Origin of the sequence: Klebsiella sp. X13 (assembly GCF_003323835.1) — a bacterium.
GTDB classification, from domain to species: Bacteria; Pseudomonadota; Gammaproteobacteria; order Enterobacterales; family Enterobacteriaceae; genus Klebsiella; species Klebsiella ornithinolytica.
Window position 1 is genome coordinate 2,493,032 of the sequence record NZ_CP030874.1, and the last position, 19,439, is coordinate 2,512,470.

General features: G+C 58.7%; 16 protein-coding genes. 6 read left to right on the top strand and 10 right to left on the bottom strand.

Annotation, left to right across the window (positions count from 1 at the left end):
- Positions 1 to 129 precede the first annotated feature (129 nt).
- Positions 130 to 2,907: a flavocytochrome c gene (locus DSD31_RS11880; protein WP_004862509.1), complete on the top strand. Its 2,778-nt coding sequence runs from the start codon at positions 130 to 132 to the stop codon at positions 2,905 to 2,907.
- 82 nt (positions 2,908 to 2,989) lie between these two features.
- Positions 2,990 to 3,952 carry an FAD:protein FMN transferase gene (locus tag DSD31_RS11885; protein ID WP_032717606.1) on the top strand — a complete coding sequence of 321 codons (963 nt, stop codon included), beginning with the start codon at positions 2,990 to 2,992 and terminating at the stop codon, positions 3,950 to 3,952.
- Here the strand turns inward: DSD31_RS11885 and dcuR are convergent.
- Together dcuR and DSD31_RS11895 are read right to left on the bottom strand one after the other, a co-directional pair.
- Positions 3,933 to 4,652, bottom strand: a complete 720-nt coding sequence (dcuR, locus tag DSD31_RS11890; protein WP_004862505.1) for a two-component system response regulator DcuR — start codon at positions 4,650 to 4,652, stop codon at positions 3,933 to 3,935. The genes DSD31_RS11885 and dcuR overlap by 20 nt on opposite strands.
- Positions 4,649 to 6,268, bottom strand: a complete 1,620-nt coding sequence (locus tag DSD31_RS11895; RefSeq protein ID WP_004862503.1) for a sensor histidine kinase — start codon at positions 6,266 to 6,268, stop codon at positions 4,649 to 4,651. Before DSD31_RS11895 ends, dcuR begins: the two co-directional genes overlap by 4 nt.
- 173 nt (positions 6,269 to 6,441) lie before the next feature.
- Here DSD31_RS11895 and DSD31_RS11900 point away from each other — a divergent pair, with 173 nt between their 5' ends.
- From DSD31_RS11900 to DSD31_RS11915, 4 genes are all read left to right on the top strand, one after another.
- The gene (locus DSD31_RS11900) at positions 6,442 to 7,362 is read left to right on the top strand and encodes an N-acetylmuramic acid 6-phosphate etherase (protein WP_113991059.1); all 921 of its coding nucleotides are present in this window, start codon (positions 6,442 to 6,444) and stop codon (positions 7,360 to 7,362) included.
- A 316-nt stretch (positions 7,363 to 7,678) separates the two neighbouring features.
- A complete protein-coding gene (gene mqo, locus DSD31_RS11905) occupies positions 7,679 to 9,292 on the top strand; it encodes a malate dehydrogenase (quinone) (RefSeq protein WP_255416104.1) in 1,614 nt (537 codons plus the stop codon).
- 213 nt (positions 9,293 to 9,505) lie between these two features.
- Positions 9,506 to 10,708: a multidrug effflux MFS transporter gene (locus DSD31_RS11910; RefSeq protein WP_004862496.1), complete on the top strand. Its 1,203-nt coding sequence runs from the start codon at positions 9,506 to 9,508 to the stop codon at positions 10,706 to 10,708.
- 160 nt (positions 10,709 to 10,868) lie between these two features.
- Positions 10,869 to 11,795: a LysR substrate-binding domain-containing protein gene (locus DSD31_RS11915; protein WP_113991061.1), complete on the top strand. Its 927-nt coding sequence runs from the start codon at positions 10,869 to 10,871 to the stop codon at positions 11,793 to 11,795.
- On the opposite strand, the gene mdcH is transcribed toward DSD31_RS11915, so the two are convergent.
- The 8 genes from mdcH to mdcA all read right to left on the bottom strand — a co-directional run bounded on the left by mdcH (position 11,785) and on the right by mdcA (position 18,985).
- Entirely contained in the window at positions 11,785 to 12,687 is a 903-nt protein-coding gene (mdcH, locus tag DSD31_RS11920; protein WP_048024979.1) for a malonate decarboxylase subunit epsilon, read from the bottom strand. The genes DSD31_RS11915 and mdcH overlap by 11 nt on opposite strands.
- Entirely contained in the window at positions 12,684 to 13,304 is a 621-nt protein-coding gene (locus DSD31_RS11925; RefSeq protein WP_004862489.1) for a malonate decarboxylase holo-ACP synthase, read from the bottom strand. Before DSD31_RS11925 ends, mdcH begins: the two co-directional genes overlap by 4 nt.
- Before the next feature lies 1 nt (position 13,305).
- Positions 13,306 to 14,265, bottom strand: a complete 960-nt coding sequence (locus DSD31_RS11930) for an AEC family transporter (protein WP_004862487.1) — start codon at positions 14,263 to 14,265, stop codon at positions 13,306 to 13,308.
- 268 nt (positions 14,266 to 14,533) lie between these two features.
- A complete protein-coding gene (gene mdcE, locus DSD31_RS11935; protein ID WP_064359421.1) occupies positions 14,534 to 15,334 on the bottom strand; it encodes a biotin-independent malonate decarboxylase subunit gamma in 801 nt (266 codons plus the stop codon).
- Positions 15,334 to 16,167 (bottom strand): biotin-independent malonate decarboxylase subunit beta, encoded by an 834-nt coding sequence (locus DSD31_RS11940; RefSeq protein WP_113991062.1) that lies wholly within the window; start codon positions 16,165 to 16,167, stop codon positions 15,334 to 15,336. Before DSD31_RS11940 ends, mdcE begins: the two co-directional genes overlap by 1 nt.
- A complete protein-coding gene (gene mdcC / locus DSD31_RS11945; RefSeq protein WP_004862481.1) occupies positions 16,160 to 16,459 on the bottom strand; it encodes a malonate decarboxylase acyl carrier protein in 300 nt (99 codons plus the stop codon). The genes DSD31_RS11940 and mdcC overlap by 8 nt, the downstream gene beginning before the upstream one ends.
- 10 nt (positions 16,460 to 16,469) lie before the next feature.
- A complete protein-coding gene (locus DSD31_RS11950; RefSeq protein WP_113991063.1) occupies positions 16,470 to 17,330 on the bottom strand; it encodes a triphosphoribosyl-dephospho-CoA synthase in 861 nt (286 codons plus the stop codon).
- A complete protein-coding gene (mdcA, locus tag DSD31_RS11955; RefSeq protein ID WP_004862476.1) occupies positions 17,330 to 18,985 on the bottom strand; it encodes a malonate decarboxylase subunit alpha in 1,656 nt (551 codons plus the stop codon). Before mdcA ends, DSD31_RS11950 begins: the two co-directional genes overlap by 1 nt.
- Positions 18,986 to 19,439: the final 454 nt, after the last annotated feature.

Below are 19,439 nucleotides of genomic sequence, written 5' to 3' on the forward strand. Positions count from 1 at the left end.
ACGTAATTAGTTTGGTAACTAAAAATAGCGCTATATTATGGGCATGACAACAGGAATTAAGAAACACAACCAAAAAAAATTCCGTCACCCAATTCTGAATTTTCAATATTTAAAATCTGGAGTGTTAATATGACCAGTAACCCACGTATATTGCGTCCTTTTACCTTACCGAATGGTACTGAGTTAAAAAACCGTTTGTTAATGGCACCGATGACCACCTGCACCGGCTATTTTGACGGCAGCGTCACCAGCGAACTGGTGGAATACTATCGCGCTCGTGCCGGCAGCATTGGCACCATTATCGTTGAGTGCTGCTTTATTGATAATTACGGTCTGGCTTTCCCCGGCGCCATCGGCATCGACAATGACGAGAAAATTGCCGGTCTGGCTAAAATCGCCGACGCCATCAAAGCCGAAGGGTCAAAAGCGATTCTGCAGATCTATCACGGCGGGCGTATGGTCGATCCGCAGCTGATCGGCGGCCGTCAACCGGTGGCGCCGAGCGCGCTGGCGGCACCGCGTGAAGGTGCCGCGATGCCGCGTGAGCTGAGCGGTGAAGAAGTTGAGGGCATGATCGCCAAATTTGGCGACGGCGTACGTCGTGCCATTCTGGCCGGTTTTGATGGCGTGGAGATTCACGGCGCTAACACCTATCTTATCCAGCAGTTCTATTCCCCGAACTCCAACCAACGCGATGACCAGTGGGGCGGCAGCCGCGACAACCGCGCGCGTTTCCCGCTGGCGGTGCTGGACATTACCCACAAAATGGCGAGCCAGTACGCCGATGATGCCTTTATTATCGGCTATCGCTTCTCCCCGGAAGAGCTGGAAGAGCCGGGTATCCGTTTTGACGACACCATGTACCTGCTGGAAAAACTGGCGGCGCGCGGTCTCGACTATCTGCACTTCTCCGTCGGCGCGTCACTGCGTCCGTCGATTGTTGATACCCGCGATCCGACGCCGTTGATTGAAAAATATTGTGCGCTGCGCTCTGACACCCTGGCTCAAATCCCGGTGATGGGCGTTGGCGGCGTGGTGAACGCCGCGGATGCGGAGCAGGGGCTGGATCATGGTTACGATCTGATTGCCGTGGGCCGCGCCTGCATTGCCTATCCGGACTGGGCGGCGCGGATTGCTGCGGGAGAAAATCTCGAGCTGTTTATCGATAGCACCCAGCGCGAAGCGCTGAATATCCCGGAGCCGCTGTGGCGCTTCTCGCTGGTAGAAGCCATGATCCGCGACATGAGCATGGGCGATGCGAAGTTTAAACCCGGCCTTTTTGTGGAAACCGTTCAGGACGATGCCAACGAACTGGTCATCAACGTCAGTCTGGAAAATGACCGCATCGCCGATATTGAACTGGCTGCCGGCCCGGTCCAGAACGTGGAGTTCACCACCAGTTTCGAAGAGATCCGCGAGCGCATTTTGACCGCCAATACGCCGCACGTGGACGCGATTTCTGGCGCGACCAGCCAAAGTGAAGCGGTGAAAAAAGCGGTGTCGAAAGCGATGCTGAAATCAAGTAAAGCGCTGGCGCTGGAAGAGGGCGGCGCAGACCTGACGCCGAAAAGCTATGACGTGGTGGTGGTCGGGAGCGGCGGCGCCGGCCTGGCGGCAGCCATTCAGGCGCACGATGAAGGCGCAAGCGTCCTGATCGTAGAGAAAATGCCCACCATCGGCGGTAATACCATTAAAGCCTCTGCCGGAATGAACGCCGCGGAAACGCGCTTCCAGCGGGTAAAAGGTATTGAGGACAGCAAAGAGCTGTTCTATCAGGAAACCTTAAAAGGCGGGCAGAATAAAAACAATCCGCAATTGCTGCGTCGGTTCGTGGAAAACGCCCCGGAGGCCATCGAATGGCTGGCGCGTCGTGGGATCATGCTGAATGACATCACCACCACCGGCGGGATGAGTATCGACCGTACTCACCGTCCGCGTGACGGATCTGCGGTTGGTGGCTATCTGATCAGCGGTCTGGTGCGCAATATCACCCGACGCGGCATCGATGTGATGCTGGATACGTCGGTGGAAGAGATCCTGATGGCTCACGGCGAAGTGAGCGGCGTACGTCTGCTGAATGATGAGCAGGAAAGCATCGAGGTGCAGACCAAAAGTATCGTCATGGCGACCGGTGGCTTCAGCGCCAATAGCGCGATGGTGGTGAAATATCGCCCGGATCTGGCGGGTTTTGTCACCACCAACCATAAGGGGGCGACCGGCGGCGGCATTGCGCTGCTGGAACGGATTGGCGCCGGTACCGTTGATATGGGCGAAATTCAAATCCACCCGACCGTTGAGCAGAACACGTCGTATCTGATTTCTGAATCGATTCGCGGCGGCGGCGCCATTCTGGTCAATCAACGGGGTAACCGCTTCTTCAACGAAATGGAGACCCGCGATAAAGTGTCTGCGGCGATCATCGCGCTACCGGAGCATTATGCTTACATCGTCTTTGATGAACATGTCCGGGCAAAAAACAAAGCGGCCGACGAATATATCGCCAAAGGTCTGGTGACCAGCGCCAGCTCGCCGCGCGAACTGGCGGAGAAACTGGGGATGGATTACCATGCCTTCCTCGCCACGCTGGAACGCTACAACGGGTTTGTTGAAAATCAGCGTGATGAAGAGTTCGGTCGTACCACCGCGCTGCGCGCGCCGGTTAACCAGGGGCCGTTCCATGCGATTCGCATCGCGCCGGGGGTTCACCACACTATGGGCGGTGTGACCATTAATACTGACACCGCGGTCCTGGATACTCATCATCAGCCGATTGTCGGCGCTTATGCCGCGGGCGAAGTGGTCGGGGGTATCCACGGCGGCAACCGTATCGGCGGCAATGCCGTGGCGGATATTATTATCTTTGGCACCCTGGCGGGCCACCAGGCGGCAAAACGCGCCAGAGGCTAACGCTCAGTGATAACAGGCCGGGTTCGCCCGGCCGATTCCCGGCGGCGTCTGCCTGTCCGGGTGACACAGAGGAGCTTCAATGATGTCTGGTATCTCTGGCGATCAACGCCTCTATAGCTACTCCGCTGTTTTGATGGGGTCTCCCATCCTGCTCAAACTGTTCTCCCACGATGAAGCCCTGGCTTCCCGCACGTTTCAACTGATTAAACGCTACGAAGACCTGTTTACCGTCAACCGCGCACACTCGGAGGTGATGGGGATTAATCATGCCGCCGGCCGCCATCCGGTCAGCGTCAGCCGCCCGGTTTATCAGCTGATCAAATGCGCGAAAGCGGCCAGCATGGTGCAGGAGAGCGCCTTTAATCTGGCGATTGGCCCGCTGGTGAAGCTATGGCGCATCGGTTTTAACGGCCACAGCGTTCCGGCGGCGGCGGATATCGCCGCGCGCTTAGCGCTGACCCGCCCGCAGGATGTGATCCTCGATGACGCCGCCGGCAGCGTTTTTCTCGCCCAGCCGGGAATGGAGATCGATCTTGGGGCGATTGCCAAAGGCTACATTGCCGACCGGGTGCGCGATGACCTGCAGCGCCAGGGCGTCGACGCGGCGCTGATTAACCTCGGCGGCAACGTGCATACCCTGGGGGCGTGGTCGATTGGGCTGAAAAAACCGTTCGCGGCCGATAATGCGCTGGTGGGAAGTATTGATGTCGTCGGCCAGTCGGTGGTGACGTCCGGCATTTACGAGCGCTATTTTGAGCAGGATGGTCGACGCTGGCACCATATTCTCGACCCGCGCACCGGCTATCCGCTTGATAACGAGCTGGAGAGCGTCACCATTATTGCCGATGATTCGCTCGACGGCGATATCTGGACCACGTTGATCTTCGGTCTTGGGGTGGAAAAAGGCTGTGCGGCGCTGCGCCATCGCGAAGACATTGAGGCGATTTTCGTCACCAAAAATCGCGACATTATCCTCTCATCACAGCGCCGCTTTCGTTTTCACTTACTCGACGACAGCTACCGGCTTACTGACTGTACTGCTTAAGCAGGCTGTACTGCTCGGCGACCAGCCGGTAGCGATAGACCGGCCGCCCGGTCGCGCCGTAGTGAATGCTGGTGTAGAGAATATTAATCTGTGCCAGCCAGATCAGGTATTTCCGGCAGGAGACGCGGGAAATATTCACGGCCACCGCCAGTTCATCGGTGGAAAACTCGGTACCCGGATGGGCATCAATCCACTGGCACAGCGTGCGCAGCGTCTGGGCGGTTAAGCCTTTCGGCAGCTTGCGCGCGTCGCTGGCTTCCGGCGCGTTGCCGTGGAGCAGGCGGTCAACATCGGCCTGTTCATAATAGGGCTGTCCGGTCATCAGTTTGCGTTTTTCGCGCCAGGCGGTCAGCGCCTCTTCGAAGCGCGGAAACTGGAACGGTTTGATCAGATAATCGACGACGCCGTAGTGCATCGAGGTTTGCACGGTGGCGGCATCGGCGGCGGAGGTAATCATAATCACGTCGATAGGGCGACCAGAGGCGCGGATGGTCGGCAGCAGATCCAGGCCGCTGTCATGCTGCATGTAGACATCCAGCAGCACCAGATCGATCTCCTGTGCGCTATCGTTAACCATCTCCTGGGCCTTGCTCAGCGTAGACGCGGTGCCACAGCAGCGGAAGCCGGGAATTCTCGCCACATACAGGCGATTCAGTTCGGCGACCATGGCATCATCGTCAACAATTAATACATTTATCACGCACGTTTCCTTTTACTATCCCAGGGAAGATGAACAAAAAATTGGGTAAAGACGCCAGGCTCAGACTCGACGGCCAGCGTGCCGCCCAGTTCACGGAGCTGCTGGCTGGCGAGAAACAGGCCAACGCCGCGATTCTCACCCTTGGTAGAGAAGCCTTTATTAAAGATGGCATCAATATTCGCCGGCGGGATGCCCGGTCCGTCATCGCTGACTTCGCCGCTCAGCCAGCCGTTCTGATAGTGCAGCAGCAGGCCGACTTCCCCCTCGCTTTGGCCGCTCATGGCATCCAGCGCATTCTCAATCAAATTACCCAGCACGGTGACCAGCACGGTAACCTGCTTTTCATTTGGGCAATCGGGCACCAGGCTCTCTTCGGCTAAGTTAAGGGTGAAGCCGCGCTCTTTGGCGCGCTGGATTTTACCAATCAGGAAACCCGCGACCACCGGTGATTTGATACGGTGCTGAATTTCGCCAATGTCCGCCTGATAAGTATGGGCGGTTTGCAGCACATACTCCTCCAGCTTGTCATAACTTTTCATGTTTAACAGGCCGAGGATCACATGCAGCTTATTCATAAATTCATGCGAGGTCGTGCGCAGCGCATCGACATAGTTAACCATACCGTCCAGCCGCTGCAACAGCTGGCTGACTTCCGTTTTATCACGGAAGGTACTGATGGCGCCGACGATAGCGTTCTGGCTGCGTACCGGCACGGTGTTGCTGATCAGCAGGAAGCCGTTGCAGCCGAGTTCGCGGTCGTAAATCGGCTCGCCGGTCTGCAAAACCTCCTGCAGATCCGCCAGCAGCGGGGTGTGGGCAATCTCTTTGCCGGGGCCGCTAAGCAGGATCTCGCTAGCGGCCGGGTTGATCAGCGTGACGCGACCCTCGACATCCACCGCGACAACCCCTTCTTTTAACGAATGGAGCATCGCCTGCCGCTGCTGAAACTGCGTAGAGATCTCCTGCGGTTCCAGTCCCAGCAGCACGCGCTTGAGTCCGCGCACCAGGCTCCAGGTACCGATTCCGCAGACCAGGGCGCTGAACAGCACGGTTAACAGCACATCCCAGCGGCCTTTGGCAATTTGCTCATCCACTTTACTCAGCGAAATCCCGACCACCACCACGCCAATTTGCTGCTGCTGGTCGTTGAATACCGGCGTAAAGACGCGCAGCGCCGGAGCCAGCACCCCGTGATTGACGGCGACATTCTCTTTGCCGTTAAAGGCGGGTTGAATATCCTCGCCGATAAACTGTTTACCAATAAGCCGGGCGTTGGGATGCGAATAGCGCACGCCATGCATATCGGTCACCACCGCATACAGCAGATCGTTACGCCGGGTAATGGCCAGCGCCAGCGGCTGGATGAGTCCGCTCTGCGGCGGCAGCGTCAGGGCCTGCTTCACTTCCGGCATATCGGAGAACGTGCGAGCAACCGCCAGCGCCGTATCTTTTACGCCGTCGCGGGTGGTATCGCTGATCTGTATAAACCACAGCGCGTAGACCAGCAGCAGTACCGAACCAATCACGCTGCTAATCATGAGCGTCACGGCGGTACTCAGCTTCATACTCATCAGTCGTTTGCGTGCGGGCGGAATTGACTCCGCGATATCCTTCATACCATCCCCTGAACTGTTCGGCGAAGGGCTATTATCGCTGAAGGTAACCATTTCTTAAAGCTATGTAAAAAAGCAAAAAGACGCTGAAAGAACCGGGAAGCGTGACCTCACTCGCAGGACCTCGCATTAAATATCCTTATAGTGAATATGGAGTTATTTAAAAGGAGGTTTTTATGAGCAGTAAGCCAACCGCATCAATGATGGAACGACGCCACCCTGAAACTCACCACATCGACACTCTCGCCACCCTCGATATGCTGACCCTGCTGCATAAAGACAATCGGCAAATTGCCGACGCCGTCGGGGCCTGTTTACCGGAGGTTGCCCGTCTCGTCGATAATGCCGCCGCAGCCCTGAGCCGGGGAGGGCGGCTGGTGATTGTCGGCGCCGGAGCATCCGGCCGCGCGGCGCTACAGACGGTCAGCGAGTATACGCCGGAAGAGAAACATTCGCTGGTTGGCCTCATTGCCGGCGGCCCCGCAGCCGCGCTGCAGGAGATGGAGACGGCCGCTAACGATTACGATCTCGGGGCGCTTGAGCTGCAGGCTATCGGTTTCACCAGCAACGATATGCTGCTGGCGCTGACGGTTAGCGGACAAACGCCGTGGGTGTGGGGCGCGATGCGTCACGCCTGGTCGCTCGGTGCGCCAATTGCGGTACTGACGCAGCAAGCGGAGAGTGAAGCCGCCCAGCTGGCGGATATCATTATCGCGCCGCAAACCGGGCCAGAAGCGGTGGCGGGGTTCGGTAACCCGAAAGCGCAGCTGGCGCAGCGGCAGATCCTCACGATGCTGACTACCGGGCTGGCGATTCGCAGCGGCAGGGTTTACAGCAACCTGCGGGTCGATCTGCAGGCCATCAGCCCGCGCTGGACTGAGCGCCAGATTGCCATCGTCATGACGGCCACCGACTGCTCGCGCAGCGAGGCCAAAGCCGCGCTGGCCAGCTGTAATCAGCATGTGCGCACGGCAATCCTGATGCTGATGACCGGGCTCGACGCCTGGCAGGCGCGGGATCTGCTGGCGGAAAATAACGATCGTTTGCGCCTCGCGCTGCAGGAGACAAAGCGTTCGACGCTGAGCAGCGTAAATTGAATGATGCGGCGCGCAATCGCGCGCCGTAATGCCGCGAGGGCGACGGGATGATAAATAACTAAATAAACCGGCGGAAATTATTTAACCCCTTAATTGCCGCCGTTATTTTCTGATTTTTATTTTTTCGCGCGATATTTTACTTTTTTAAGTTAAAAAAGTATTTGTCGGAAATTGATTAACTGTGCGGAAAATGTAAATGATATTTTAAAATATAATAGAAATGCGTTAACATGTTTGCACTTATTTCATTGTGCTATGCGATAATTCTATTATGCCTGCAATAAAAAAATCTATCTTATCTGTGACCGCCCTGGCGATGTTTGTCAGCACCGCGTCGTATGCGAATACTGATACCGCTCAAAAAACCGATTTCCTGCTGATCGGCGGCGGAATTATGAGCGCCTCCCTTGGCACCTGGCTGCAGGAATTACAGCCGGACTGGAAACAGGTGATGGTCGAGAAGCTGGATGGCGTTGCGCTGGAATCCTCTAACGGCTGGAACAACGCCGGGACCGGCCACTCAGCGAATATGGAGCTGAACTATACGCCGGAGCGTGCGGACGGTTCCATTGATGTCAGCAAAGCGCTGGATATTAACGAGCAGTTTATGATCTCCCGCCAGTTCTGGACGGCGCAGGTCAAACGCGGCATTTTGCACGATCCGCACGCCTTTATTAATTCCACGCCGCATATGAGTTTCGTCTGGGGTGATAATGTGGAGTATCTGCAAAAGCGGTATACCGCATTGCAGCAGACGACGTTATTCCAGGGGATGAAATTCTCCACCGATCACGCGCAAATTAAACAGTGGGCGCCGCTGGTGATGGAAGGGCGCGATCCGCAACAAAAAGTGGCGGCGACCTGGACTCCGGTTGGCACCGACGTCAACTACGGCGAAATTACCCGTCAGCTGATCGGCAGCCTGAAGAAAAATAATAATTTCTCGCTGCAGACCTCTTCTGAAGTCACCGGGTTTAAACGCAATGCCGATAATTCATGGCACGTGACGATCAAAAACGTCAATAGCGGTCAGGAACAGGCGATCGATGCGAAATATGTCTTTATCGGTGCCGGCGGCGGCGCGCTGAAATTACTGCAAAAAACCGGCATTCCGGAAGCGGATAATTACGCGGGCTTCCCGGTCGGCGGCTCCTTCCTGATGACGGAAAATCCGGACGTGACGAAGCAACATCTGGAAAAAGTGTACGGTCAGGCCTCCGTTGGCGCGCCGCCGATGTCGGTTCCGCACCTCGATGCCCGTTTCATCGATGGTAAGCGCGTGGTGCTGTTCGGGCCGTTTGCGACCTTCTCGACCAAATTCCTCAAAAATGGTTCCTTTATGGACCTGCTGAGCACCACCACTACCGATAACGTACTGCCGATGACCCACGTGGGGCTCGACAACTTCGATCTGGTGAAATACCTGATTAGCCAGGTGATGTTGAACGATGATGACCGTTTTGCGGCGCTGAAAGAGTACTATCCGGACGCGCGTAAAGAAGACTGGAAACTGATCCAGGCCGGCCAGCGCGTGCAGATTATCAAGAAAGATGCCGACAAGGGCGGAGTCCTGAAGCTGGGTACCGAAGTGGTGGTCGATCAACAGAAAACCATCTCGGCGCTGCTGGGGGCATCACCGGGGGCATCCACCGCGGCACCGATCACCCTTAACGTCCTTAAGCAGATGTTCCCGGAGCAGTTTGCTTCTGCGCAGTGGCAGAACCGCATTCATGCTATCGTACCGAGCTACGGGCAGAAGCTGAACGATAACCCGGCGCTGACGCAGCAGGTGTGGAATGATACCGCCGCGACGCTGCAGCTGGTGAAACCGCCGGTCATCGACATGAGCAAGACTCAGCCAGCGGTGACCACCGCGAAGCCGGCCGAAGCAAAACCTGCGGAGTCAGCACAGCACGATATGGCGCTGTAATCTGACATAACGTCCGTCACAAAGCATGCCAGTTGGTCTGTCGCCAGCTGGCATTTTTTTGCGGATACGCCTGCCATCCACGCGGCGTACCCTCTGCGCCGCCTATTCATGAATGCGGCTCATAACCTCGATACGGTGGCAGGGGATTATTCGTCGCTCCTTTCTCGTTAACATACCTCGCTCTGTATCACTCTCTCCTGACGGATATCTCACATGACTGTGCCGCAAAAAAATGCCGCCAGCGGACCGCTGTTTATTTTGATTTTAAGCGGGCTGATGGCGTTCGCTTCGTTATCCACCGATATTTATCTGCCCGCCATGCCGGTTATGGCGGCGGAATTGCAGGGTGACGCCGAACTGACGATTACCGGTTTTTTAATCGGTTTTGCCCTGGCGCAGCTCATCTGGGGGCCGGTGAGCGACCGTCTTGGTCGTCGCACGCCGCTGTTTATCGGTATGGTGCTGTTTATCATCGGCTCCGCGGGTTGCGCGCTCTCCGACAGCATCGATCGGATTATTTTCTGGCGCGTTTTTCAGGCTCTGGGGGCCTGTACCGGGCCCATGCTGGCGCGGGCGATGGTACGCGATCTCTTTGCCCGGACCCGCGCCGCGCAGATGCTCTCGACGCTGACCATTGTGATGGCCATTGCACCGATTATCGGGCCGCTGATGGGCGGGCAGATGATAAGAGTCACCAGCTGGCATGCCATTTTCTGGCTACTGGCGGGCATTGGTCTGGTGATGCTGCTGGCGCTACGCTGGCTGCCGGAGACGCTGCCGCCGGAGCGACGCCAGCAGGGATCGCCGCTGAAGGCGTTTCATCACTACGGGCAGCTGCTGCGCAATCGCATTTTCATGCGCTATACCCTGAGTCTGACCTGTTATTACGTCGCCGCTTACGCTTTTATTACCGGTTCGCCGGATGTCTATATTCGCTATTTCGGCGTTGAACCGCAGCACTATGGCTGGCTATTTGCGGTCAATATTCTCGGCGTGATGACCATGAGCCTGGTTAACCGCCGTCTGGTTCAGCGTTATGCATTGGGGGATCTGCTCAAAGCGGCGCTGGTTGTGGCCTCTCTGGCGATGGCGGCAATGGCGTTCAGCGTCAAATTGCATCACGGCGGTCTCGTTGGAATCGCCCTGTGCGTGTTTCTCTTTTTCTCCATGAACGGCGTGATTGCCGCCACCTCAACGGCGGCAGCGCTGGATGAGGCGGGGGCGTTTGCCGGTTCGGCATCGGCCTTCATCGGCTCGCTGCAATATGGCAGCGGAATCGTCTCTTCACTGCTGCTGGCCGGATTACATGATGGTACACCCTGGACGATGACGTGGATTATGGGGGCCTTTACGCTTGCCAGCCTGCTGCTGGCCTGGACGCCGTCGGCACCGTTGCCTGATGAATTAAACGCCTGATTTCAGGCCGGTTCAGGTTTATCACCGACGGCGGCAGCGGTTCTCGCCGCGAGGAGATGCGACAGGCCCTGAACTTGCGCCCCGTTAAAACTTTCGCCGCGGATTGTGGTTATACTGGCTTGAATTGACAAGAAAAAAGCGGAAATACGGGGCGAAAATAATGAAAGACGACATTAATCAGGAGATAACCTTCCGCAAACTGTCGATATTTATGATGTTTATGGTTAAGGGGAATATTGCCAGAACCGCCGAAGCCATGGAGCTCAGCGGGGTGAGCATTCATCGGGCGCTGCATACCCTTGAAGAGGGGGTTGGCTGCTCGCTGTTTGTGCATAAGGGGCGAAATTTACTGCCGCTGCCGGCGGCCTGGACACTGCTGGAGTACTGCCAGGATGTCACCAGTTTAATGACCCGTGGGCTGGAAGCGACGCGCAAGGTGGCCGGCGTCGGCCAGGGGCGTCTGCGCATTGGCACACTCTACTCGCTAACTCTTGAGACGGTGCCGCGAATTATTATGGGTATGAAGCTACGACGGCCCGAACTGGAGCTCGATCTGACCATGGGATCCAACCAGATGCTGCTGGATATGCTGGAAGACGATGCTCTCGACGCCATTCTGATCGCGACCAATGAAGGGGAGTTCAGTAATACTGCCTTTGATGTGGTCCCGCTGTTTGAAGACGATATTTTCCTCGCCGCACCGGCGGCGGAAAAACTCGACAGCGTGCTGCCTGCCGACCTGCGCGACTATGCAGACCGCAAATTTGTCTCGCTGGCCGAAGGATTTGCCACCTATGCCGGGTTCCAGGAAGCCTTTCAGGTGGCGGGATTCGAACCCGAAATTGTGACCCGGGTGAACGATATCTTCTCAATGATTAGCCTGGTGCAGGCCGGCGTCGGTTTTGCGCTGCTGCCAGGACGCATGAAGAAAGTGTATGAAAACGATGTGCAGCTGTTAAAGCTGGCGGAACCCTACCAGATGCGCCAGCTGATCTCTATCGTCTATGCCCACCATCGTGAACGTGACGCCGATCTGCTGGCGCTGGCGGCAGAAGGGCGAATGTACGCCCGCAGTCTTAACCGTTAAGCCGCTGCGCCAGATGACGCACGACCGCCACGCCGCTACTCTCAAGCGCCAGACTCTCTCCCTGCCAGCCCGCCTGGCGGGTGAGGCAGGTGAGTACACCGCCGGGCGGCATCTCTATTGCCAGCCGGGCGTCGCGCTCCTGGGCGGCGACGACGGCATCCTGCCAGCGTACCGTCCGCGCCATATTCATCGCCAGATCGTCGGCGATCCGCTGCGGATCCCACAGTACCCGCGCGGTGGAACCGCTCAGGTAAGCGCAGCGCGGGCGCTGCAACGAGACCTGTGTGAAGGCTTGCGCCAGCGCGGCTGCCGGGGCGTCCAGCAGCGCGCAGTGCGAGGGAACGCTGACCGCCAGCCGCTGTGCTTTAGTGGCGCCGATGGCCAGCGCTTTCTGCGCTACGCGCGCCATCGCCTCATCGGTGCCGGCAATCACAATCTGCGTGTCGGCATTGAGGTTAGCGATGTAGGTCTCTCCCGCGATCAGCAGCGCCTCCACCCGATCCCGCGTCAGCCCCATAATCGCGGTCAGGCCGTAACCGTGCGGATAGGCCTGTTCCATTAAATCGCCGCGTCGCGCCACCAGACGCAGTGCGCTGGCGAAATCCAGCGCCCCGGCGATGACTGCGGCAGGAAAGGCGCCGATCGACAACCCGCTGACGATATCCGGCTGGACGCCCTGGCGCTGTAGTTCCCGCGCCCAGGCGACGCCGGTGATAAGCAGGCATAGCTGCACGGCCCGGGTGTGCCTGAGCGCCTCGACGCTATCTAAGGTGACGATCTCTTCCCCGAGTACGCTGCGGGCCTCGGCGAGGATCGCCTCACGGTGAGGGATGACGCCGAGCATACCCGGGCGCTGGTTTCCCTGACCGGGAAAGGTAAAGAGAATTTTCATGCTTCCTCCCTGTGCCAGGGCGTAGTGGTCAGGCGCGCGCCCCGGGACGTTTTCAGCAATACGCGGCCATCGCGCAGCCATTCATTCAACGCAAAGGCGCCGAACGGCGTTTCAATCTGGGTGTCGGCCCGACACGGCAGTTTCGCAACCTGCGTCTGCCACTGCCGTAGCTCATCCCCGGTCAGCGGCATAGGGGCGCGGATCAGCAAATCGAGATCGCTGTCGGCGTGCAGAACGGGAATTTCGCTGGCAAGCGCATAGCCGGTGCTGCCGGTAATGCCCCACAGCCACGGCCACGCGAAGGTCGTCAGTAAAATAGCCGCCTGAACCGGCGGCTGGGAAACAAACGGTGAGTGCAGCAGGCGTTCGCGGTCGGTGAGCGCTTCCGGCGTCACCACCCGGGAAACCGCCTCTGCCTTCACCCATCCGGCGGCGCGCTGTTCGCGCTTCATGCCGCGCACGCCCACCGGAATATCATGGTTTTCATTTACATCGCGCCGCACCACCACCGGCAAACCGGGGTGCCACTGGGTGGCCACCCACGCCTCCTCAACAGTCAGTAAGGCGTTGGCGTTGTTCAGCCACAGTAAATCGTGCGGGCGCGGGGTAAAGGTCATATCAGAGTCCGGAAGTCAGAGTAATAAACAGCGGTAACGACAGGATACACAGAACGGAGCTCAACAGCAGCACGGCTTCGGCATCCGGTGACTGGACGCCAAAGCGGTTGCCGAACACCACGCCGAAGAAACCGGCAGACAGCGCAATCATCAGGATAGCGGTGATCGCCACCGAACCGTGCAGCCCGAATGCCAGAACGATACCCCAGGCGATAAACGGCTGGATCAGCAGCTTGGCGATGGTTGCGATGCCGACCATCGCGTTCAGCTTCAGCTTACGGGCAGACAGAATGACCCCGGTCAGGAACAGCGCGGCAGCCGTTGCTGAGAGGCCCAGCGGTTTGATCGCCGCCAGCAGCAGGTCTGGCATGGTGATGCCAATCGCCGAAAGGATCACGCCGAGCAGCGGGCCCATGACGATAGGTTTTTTCAGCGAGCGCCACATCAGCACCGGTAGCATCGCCAGGGTAGAACCGCTGTTTTCCCCGGCGGCGCGCGCTTTTTCACGTTCGAGGATCAGCAGGCAAAACGGGGTCATCAGTACCGAGCCGCAGGCAATGGATACCGCCACGGACAGCGAGGTGGCGGAGCTTTCGCCCAGCACGCTACCGAGTATTGGCAGGCCGAGTGCGGCATAGTTCGGCAGCGCCACGGTGAGGGTCAGCACCGCCGCGTCCTGCGGCGACTTTTTAAACACGCCGGTGGCCAGGAAGTAGATCGCCGCATAGGTCACCCACATGGCGCCGGTCAGCACCACAATCAGCGGGGATTGCGCGACGATTCCCGCCCACGGCGTCTGTACGGTGGCGCTGAACAGCGCGGCCGGCAGGGCAAAGTCCATCACGAAGATATTCAGCAGCGACACGTTTTTATTGTCGACCATTTTGGCTTTGCCGGCCCAGAAGCCCAGCAGCATGATGAGAAAAATCGGCGCCAGGGCATGAACAATTACATAAGTCATAGAGTACTCACCTGTAGATAAAAAAAGAGATACGCGTCGTCCTTCACGCTGCCTGTGCGTTGGCTGCCTTCCCGGCTCCCGGTCACTGACTCACTCAGCTCATGGGGATTGACTCAGCTGCCGCCTTGGGCCAGCGTGAATGATTCAGCGTATTGGGCTAATTGCGATGTTTTTAGTTTTCTAAAAGCCGCGAGCCGTGGGCGCTATGCTGCGCCCGACGGTAGCCGCTTTCGGCAGGTCTTTTTTTACGTACTTCTGATGTTGCCCGTTACCAGCTGGCGCGCATCCGCTCGCGGACCAGGGCTGAGCTACGGCGATTTTCCGCGCCGAGACGGTTTTTCAGCGTTGGGTCTTTGCGCGCATCGGAAATGGCCTTTTGCACGCTGATCTCCACCAGTGCCAGGTCAGCATCAGACGGGGCATCCGGATTGCTGAGATTGAGCAGGTCGGAGAGCAGACCGAGCGTGGCGTAATTGCTGACGTCGTAGGCCATGGGGGGAATGGTCGCCGCCAGTTTTTCCAGCGCCTCGACGGTGCGTAGCGTGATCCGCGCGGCGGACGCTTTGCCCATCGCATGCACCAGCACGCCTTTGTCGTTGATGGCAATCAGGCGGTTAGCCTGGTAGCCGTGCGCCAGAAACGCGCCGGACATTGCCTTACCAACGATCAGGCCGATCACCGGATGACCCGCCAGGCGCGCTTTTGCATACGCGCCTGCGGCACCGGCCAGCGCCTGGTGGATACCGAACGCCTCTTCGCGGCGGCCATAGGCCTGGCTTGGGACGTCGATGACCGCCACTATCGGGCGTTTTACGTCGCTGTTGGCGTCGGCATCGATGGTTTCATTGACCACTTTCGCCAGCGTCCAGCCTTCCAGCAGACCCACTTCGCCTTTGGCGGCGCGCGGGTAGTGGTTGTTGGCATCCGGCACCACGGCGATGAAGCGCACGCTTGCGCCGTTCAGTTCACCGTCAGCGACCTGTACTGAAGGGCACAGGCCGTTCATGCGCGGCGCGTTCGGCGCCAGTTTTTCCAGCCATACGGCCCCACGGCTATTGGACTGAGTCATCATTTCACCTCCCGGGCAAAAAGCTGTTTGATCTGCGTGGTATCCGCCTGCTGGCGGGTATCGAAGTGGGTCAGGCGGGCCAGGTAATCCGCATATTTATCGCTGCGGTGTTGTGCCGGGACGCCTTTGGCAATGGCCTCATTCATTGCCGATTTCACCGCATCGATGCCGTCACCGACCAGCGCATCGACCAGCCCGCTTGCATAACGGATTTCGCCGCCGGTCATGCTCCAGATAAACGGGCGATCGCGGGAGTCGTACTCTTCGATTCCGGCTTCCTGCTCGATAACCTGCGGGCCGTTGAGACCCAGACGCGCCTCGCGGGTGACAATCAGATAGCTGCACAGGGCGGCGGCGATAGACATCCCGCCGAAACAGCCGACGGTGCCCGCGATAATGCCGACCACCGGGGTGTAGCGCCGCAGGTCCACAATCGCCGCATGAATGTCGGCAATCGCCGCGAGGCCGAGGTTGGCCTCCTGCAGGCGCACGCCGCCGGTTTCGAGGCACAGAACCGCCAGCGTCGGGATGCCGTTGCGGTTGTCTTCGGCCGCCAGTTCCAGTGCCGCCGCCATTTTCGCGCCGGAGACTTCACCCATGCTGCCGCCCTGGAAGGTACCTTCGATGGCAATGACCACCGCAGACTGGCCGTTGATGGTGCCGCGAGCGACCACCATGCCGTCGTCGGACTGCGGTACCACGCCCTGCGGCGCGAGCCACGGCGACATCATGCCGGCGAACGGATCGAGCAGTTCGCGGTAGCTGCCTTGATCAAGCAGCGTCCGGGCACGTTCACGGGCGCGTAATTCAATAAAGCTGCGGTCGTTACGCATGGGAAACCTCCTCAAAAACCTGTTCGATGCGAATGCGCGCCACGCCCGGCGTCGCGCCGAAGTCGTGAATAATCAGCGTGCCCGCAGGCAGGCCGTTGATCAGATTCAGACGGTCAAACAGCGCGTTCCAGCGGTGAGTGCTGTTGTCTACGGAGGTGGTGATATCGATGTTGAGCGTGTCGCCGATGGCCGCGGTGAACAGCACTTCCATATCACCGGAGCCTACGACGCCTGCCAGAGCTTTACCGCTGAGGGTACGGCTGGCAGGGAATGACAATGTAATGTGTTCCATAACATCCTCTTTAAATTGAGCAAGACGCGGGCTGGCTGACCCTGTCGAGAAACAGCGTGGCGGCGAGCAAATCGGCGGCGCCGCCGGGCGAAGCGTTGAGGGCGAGCATCTGCGCGTCGAGTTCGGCGAGCGCTTTGCTGCCCTGAACCGTGGCGCTGCCGCCGGCACGCAACACGGCGCGCGCGCCGGTCTGCATCGCGTTGAGACCGGCCATTCCGGCGCGTGAAAGCACGCAGGTATCGCTGAGCGAGGTCATGATTGCTATCAGCGCGTCAAGACGAGCGGCGTTTTCATCCGCGCCCTGTGCGCGGCTGCGCAACAGCTGGGGCAGTGCCAGTTTCATCACGTGCGGGAAGGCCTGCTGCGCCTCTTCACGCGCGCCCGGTACCCGGTAACGGTGCGTCGCCTTCAGCCCTTTGCTGAAGGCCTTCGGCGCGGCGCTGTCCGGCAGACGGGCGAGCAGGGCGGCAGTGTCCGCAATCTGCTGCGCGCTGGCGTTGGCGCTTAACATCGCGTTCGCGCTCACCAGTAATCCCAGAGCCCAAATTGCGCCGCGATGGGTATTCACGCCGACGGTGGCCGCCATCATCTGCCGTTCGCCTTCGCGTCCTAAACGGCCAATGGTTTCGCGCAGGGCGATGTCGGCCGGGCGCTGCCAGCTCTGCTGGGCCAGCTGCAGAAACGTCGGGGTCAGGCTGTGCGCCGAGCGCTCCATCAGATCTAACGACAGGTCGTGATGGGCGCCGTTTCCCCGGCTGTCCACCAGACCCGGCTTCGGGCTTAATCGCGCTTCGTCGATCAGGCAGTCGCGGGCGATCCACGCCAGCGTCTCGGCCTGCAGCCCGGCATGAGTCTGTGACAGGAGTTTCATTACCAGCTCCGGAATTTGGCAGGTGGGTTGTAAAGACCGTCGGACCATTCGACCAGATCGGCAACGCTGCCGGCGGCGAGCAGGGAACGGGTCGCATCGCTGCGGCGAATACCGATATCTTCCGGATAGACCACTTTGCCGCTGCGACGTAGTTCGGCGACGCGTCTGGCATCGACGCCCAGACCGATGTCGGTGATGCCGGCCACGGCGGCGACCATTGCCCGCCGCTCTTCCAGGCTTTCCGCGCGATAGAGATAGGCGATACCCTCTTCGGTCAGCACGTGGGTGACGTCATCGCCGTAGATCATTACCGGGGCTAAAGGCATGCCGGAGGTTTTCGCCACCTCTACCGCATCAAGTTTTTCCACAAAGGTCGGCTTCACGCCGGCCTGGAAGGTTTCGACCATCTGCACCACCAGCTTTTTGCCGCGCTGCATCGGGTCAGGTTCGGTGATCATGTTCAGCCAGGCCGGGGTCGCGTGGCGGCGACCGTGCGGGTCATGACCCATGTTCGGCGCACCGCCGAATCCGGAAAGCCGTCCGCGGGTGACGGTTGAGGAGTTTGCGAGGCCATCAACCTGTAGGGTGGAGCCGATAAACATATCGACCGCGTACTGACCCGCCAGCTGGCAGAAGGCGCGGTTAGAACGCATAGAGCCATCGGCGCCGGTAAAGAACACATCCGGGCGGGCGCGGATGTACTCTTCCATCCCCAGTTCGCCGCCGAAGCAGTGGACGCTTTCCACCCAGCCGCTTTCGATGGCCGGGATCAGCGTCGGATGCGGGTTAAGCGTCCAGTGCTTACAGATTTTGCCTTTCAGCCCCAGCTGTTCACCATAGGTCGGGAGCAGCAGCTCAATGGCGGCGGTGTTAAAGCCGATCCCGTGGTTGAGAGACTGCACCTGATGTTCCGCGTAGATGCCTTTAATCGCCATCATCGCCATCAGAATATGTTCTTGTTTAATCAGGCGCGGGTCGCGGGTAAAGAGAGGTTCAATAAAGAACGGCTTATCGGCCACCACCACGTAGTCTATCCACGAGCCGGGGATATCGACGCGCGGAAGATCGCACTCGTCGTCGACCAGTTCGTTCACCTGGGCGATAACGATCCCGTCGTGGAAGGCGGCGGCTTCGACCAGCGCCGGGGTATCTTCGGTGCTGGGTCCGGTGTAAAGGTTGCCTTTGCGGTCGGCTTTATACCCGGCGATTAGCGCGACGTTGGGTGACAGGTCGACATACAGGCGAGAGTAAAGTTCGATGTAGGTGTGAATCGCGCCGATTTCCAGCAGACCATCTTCCAGCAGCTGCGAAATCCGCAGGCTTTGGGTACCGGAGAACGAGAAATCGAGCTTACGGGCAATCCCTTTTTCAAAGAGATCCAGATGCTCGCTGCGTCCGACGCTGGGCATGATCATATGCAGGTCGTGGATAGTTTGCGGGTTCACTTCCGCAAGCATGCGGGAGAGAAAATCGGCCTGTTTCTGGTTATTGCCCTCCAGTACGACGCGGTCGCCCGGTGCCAGCAGATGTTCCAGCGCCTCGACCAGCTGGTCGGTGGGGATAACCTTACCGGAGACGTTCGCGGCGGCCAGTCGCCGCTGCTTTTCCGTACGACGACGGTTCCAGACGCGCCCCGGCGATTGTTCGGCATTCATTATTAACCTCCTGATTCGACAGATCGTTTTGATTGTCCTGGTGTGGAAGTTAGTGTGCGACGCGCCGGGCAGCGCATCAATTAAGCCCGCTAAAGGATTGTTAGCCTGAGAGTAATAATTCTAAGGGAAATTATGTGACGGCGATCGAAGCAGAGGTTCAAGGTGTCGGCTAGAGGAGGACCAGAAGGAGAGGAATTAAAGGGCAAAATGCAGACATGCGAGGGCGTGCCAGCAGGAGATATCATGCGTTGCTGGGGGGAATCGAGCTGATTGCATGAGCGTGAACATCTTTGACAATGCGCAAATGCCGGGTGTCGGCAACGCTTTCCGTCGGCCGACGATGCTCCGCTCGTTTTGCCAGACAGCGCTAAGAAGAGGCGGGGGGCGGATGTCAGAAGCACCCTGAGGTCGGGATCGTTTGGCATGAGAAATTCGCCAACAGCAGCGTGTTTAC

What these genes read in the sequence shown, in the direction of transcription:
- DSD31_RS11880 (WP_004862509.1), top strand. Translation starts at nt 130, where the DNA reads ATGACCAGTAACCCACGTATATTGCGTCCTTTTACCTTACCGAATGGT.
- DSD31_RS11885 (WP_032717606.1), top strand. Translation starts at nt 2,990, where the DNA reads ATGTCTGGTATCTCTGGCGATCAACGCCTCTATAGCTACTCCGCTGTT.
- DSD31_RS11895 (WP_004862503.1), bottom strand. Translation starts at nt 6,268, where the DNA reads ATGAAGGATATCGCGGAGTCAATTCCGCCCGCACGCAAACGACTGATG.
- DSD31_RS11900 (WP_113991059.1), top strand. Translation starts at nt 6,442, where the DNA reads ATGAGCAGTAAGCCAACCGCATCAATGATGGAACGACGCCACCCTGAA.
- mqo (WP_255416104.1), top strand. Translation starts at nt 7,679, where the DNA reads ATGTTTGTCAGCACCGCGTCGTATGCGAATACTGATACCGCTCAAAAA.
- DSD31_RS11910 (WP_004862496.1), top strand. Translation starts at nt 9,506, where the DNA reads ATGACTGTGCCGCAAAAAAATGCCGCCAGCGGACCGCTGTTTATTTTG.
- DSD31_RS11915 (WP_113991061.1), top strand. Translation starts at nt 10,869, where the DNA reads ATGAAAGACGACATTAATCAGGAGATAACCTTCCGCAAACTGTCGATA.
- mdcH (WP_048024979.1), bottom strand. Translation starts at nt 12,687, where the DNA reads ATGAAAATTCTCTTTACCTTTCCCGGTCAGGGAAACCAGCGCCCGGGT.
- DSD31_RS11925 (WP_004862489.1), bottom strand. Translation starts at nt 13,304, where the DNA reads ATGACCTTTACCCCGCGCCCGCACGATTTACTGTGGCTGAACAACGCC.
- DSD31_RS11930 (WP_004862487.1), bottom strand. Translation starts at nt 14,265, where the DNA reads ATGACTTATGTAATTGTTCATGCCCTGGCGCCGATTTTTCTCATCATG.
- mdcE (WP_064359421.1), bottom strand. Translation starts at nt 15,334, where the DNA reads ATGACTCAGTCCAATAGCCGTGGGGCCGTATGGCTGGAAAAACTGGCG.
- DSD31_RS11940 (WP_113991062.1), bottom strand. Translation starts at nt 16,167, where the DNA reads ATGCGTAACGACCGCAGCTTTATTGAATTACGCGCCCGTGAACGTGCC.
- mdcC (WP_004862481.1), bottom strand. Translation starts at nt 16,459, where the DNA reads ATGGAACACATTACATTGTCATTCCCTGCCAGCCGTACCCTCAGCGGT.
- DSD31_RS11950 (WP_113991063.1), bottom strand. Translation starts at nt 17,330, where the DNA reads ATGAAACTCCTGTCACAGACTCATGCCGGGCTGCAGGCCGAGACGCTG.
- mdcA (WP_004862476.1), bottom strand. Translation starts at nt 18,985, where the DNA reads ATGAATGCCGAACAATCGCCGGGGCGCGTCTGGAACCGTCGTCGTACG.